General features: G+C 71.9%; 1 protein-coding gene. It reads left to right on the forward strand.

The window, feature by feature from the left end:
* Positions 1-2956: VMAP-C domain-containing protein (locus FNH08_RS48000; protein ID WP_456114970.1), on the forward strand; the 2956-nt coding region annotated here is incomplete at its 5' end.
* Positions 2957-3007 lie beyond the last annotated feature (51 nt).

The following is a 3007-nucleotide window of genomic DNA, read 5'->3' on the forward strand; positions in this document are numbered from 1 at the left end:
GTACGGGGGGCCGGTTCGGGGGGTGGCCGGGACCGGCGGACGCCACGCCACCGAACCTCTCAGAGAGCACCAGATCGTCTACGCCGGGTACGACCGCCCGTGGGCCGCCTGGGCGGAGCGGGTGCTGGCGTCACACGGGTACAGGGTGCTGCTGACCAGGTGGCACCCGGGTCGGCGTCCGCTGTTCGACGCCCTGACGGCGTTGCGTGGCTTCGACCCGACGCAGCCGCCGACGGGGAAGATCGTGCTGATGCTCAGCGAGAACCTCCTGCAGTTCGGTATCCGCGATCCCGATGAGTGGAGGGAAGCGTTCCGTCGGGTGGTGGCGACCAGCCCCGGTCTCTTCGCGGCCGTTGTCATCGGTGAGCGGCTGGAACTGCGGCTGCGGCTCTCGGAACTGCTGCCGGTCGCCACCACCGCCGTGTCCGTGGGCGAGGCCGATGCCGAGCGCCGGTTGCTCACCGCGCTCTCCCTCGACAACGAGGCAGGGGACGGCCCGCGGCGTCCGGTGACCACCAGGTTCCCGGGCGTGAGGCCCGGTGTATGGCGAGGAGTCCCGCGACGCGACGAGCACTTCACCGGCCGCGACGACCTGCTGGACGCCCTCCCGGAGAAGCTGCGTCAGGCGCGGCGGGCAGGCGCCGTGTGCGTGCTGCGTGGCGAGCCGGGGTCGGGGAAGACGGCGATCGCGGCGGAGTACGCGCACCGCTACAGCAGCGAGTACGACGTGGTGCACTGGGTGCCGAGCGGTGGTGACCAGTACGGCCGGCTGGCGGAACTGGCCGCCGGCTTCGGCAAGATCACCCAGCAGTCGTCCGGTCTGCCGGTGCAGGACCGTCGGCTGATCGTCCTCGACGGCTGGGACGACGGGAGCGCTGCGGCGATGCCGTTGTCGATGCCGTCTCTGGCGCAGCACGCGCATCTTCTGCTCACGTCCCGCGGCGGACAGCACTCGCCGATCCCGGAACGGGTCGTGCCGGTCGGCCCCTTCAGACGCACGGAGTCCGTCGAGTACCTCATGCACATGCTGGGAGTGACCGCCGAGGCGGCCGAGGCCATGGCCCGCTCCTGCGCGGACCAGCCGGCGGTCCTGCGGCGGGCGGTGGAGGGCTGGCAGGAGTCGGAGGCGTCACTGCCGGGACCCGCGGCGGCCGACCGGTCGGTTCGGGTGGAAATGGAGGCGCTGAGCCGCCGCTGCGTCGTGAGTATCGGTGGCTCCAAGACCCGCCCCTCGCCCAGGGGCAACGGCTTCTTCGTCGCGCCGGGCTGGGTCCTGACGCTGTGGCCGGTCGTCGGTGACCACGGGAAGAGTGTCGTGGTCAGGACGCACGACGGACGCAGCGTGACGGGTGAGGTGGTGCGTCTGGACTCCGAGTTCGAGGGGCCGGACCCCGTGCTGGTCAGGCTCCGTGAGCGGTTCGACCATGACTGCCTCTGGCTGGACGACCACGCGGGCACGGACTTCCGTACCGTACTGGCGTTGGGCGCCGCGGGTGCCGGGTCACGGCTGGAACGGTGGCTGCGCTGGGGGACCGTCATCGGACAGGCCGACCTGCTGCGTATCCGGGGCTTCAGGGTGCCCGCCAACAGCATGGGCGGACCTGTGCTGGATCTCGACCGCGCCGCGGTCGTGGGCGCGGTCTGGGGCCCCGCGGACGCTGTCCACAGCGACGAGACGCTCGCGGTGCCCCTGCCCTTGCTCGGGGACGGCAGGCTGGCGCACGAGGTGATGCGGGAGCACGACCTGTACCACCTTCGGCGCCACCTCGACACACAGAGTTCCGGGGACGCCTGCTGGACCTCGATCCAGCAGCGTCTGCACCGCGGCGCGCCCGACGACTTCATGCCCGAACCGCGCACTCTCCTGTACGGAATCCTGGCCACGCTGGAACCTCCGTCGCAGCCTCAGGACGTGCTGGACCTGCTGCCTGGCCCGCAGTCGGGTGCGCCGGACGAAGGGCTCCTCGCCTGGCGTGACGGTGTCCGGCTGCTGATCTCCCGCGGCCACGGGCCGGCCGACATCGCGCTGTACGCCGCCCGCGTGTGGTCCTCGCGCATCGCGGCACCGGACGGCGGTGACGACCCGAGCGCGCTGCGCATGCTCCGCACGTGGCTGGAGGGCACCGCGCGGACCTTGCCGGAGGGTACGGCCCGTGGGCAGGTGACCGGCATCCTTGACGACAGGCATGCCGAAGCCCGTATGAAGATCCTCGTCGAGTTCCGGGAGACCGCGGGCGGCCACCGCTGGAGCGTGTCGCACTACGGAGGGCCCCGCCAGTGGCCGATGGGTGAGCGATACGGCGGCCCCGTCACGTCCGGTCTGTGCGAAGCCGTCAGTCCCGCTCTCGACGCGGCGCTCCGGCTGACCGAGGCGTTCGACGAGACGCCCCAGGTCGAGTTCTCGATGCCGTACGCCCTGCTCGGCGAGCCGGTGGAGGAGTGGCGGACCGGAACGCCGCGGCCGGACATCACGCTCGGCCGACGTGCCCGCGTGGGCGTGGCCCTGGAGGAATCCGTCCTGCCCGCCACGTTCCTGGACAACCCCGAACGCCTCCTCCGCTGGGCGGGGGTGACCAACGGCCCGCTCATGCCGGTCTCGGTGACGCACGAGCCCGCGCCCCTGCGCGTGCATCTGATGGTCGCGCCCATGACCTGCGTACCCGTGTACTGCGGCACCCTGGGCGGTGGCGGTGCCGGACTCTCGGTGCTGGAGGCCGCCGGGAGCAACGGCTACGGCCTGGTGCTGTGGCGGCGCGACACGACCCACGAGAACTGCGACATGTTCCACGAGCGGGCCGGGGAGCTGGTCCGTGGGGCGGGGACGGCGGAGGGACTGCTCGCGGCGGTCCATGAGCTGCGGCTGCGTGGTGACGACCCGGAGGCCGCGTGGGCCCGGGGCATCGCCGTCCTCTACGACTCGCCGGACAGGCCCTCGTACATCAGGGACGACGACTGACAGACGACTGGCAGACGGCTGACAGACGACTGACAAGGGGATCGGCCCCAC

Origin of the sequence: Streptomyces spongiae (genome assembly GCF_009377185.1) — a bacterium.
In the GTDB taxonomy this organism is placed as follows: Bacteria; Actinomycetota; Actinomycetes; order Streptomycetales; family Streptomycetaceae; genus Streptomyces; species Streptomyces spongiae.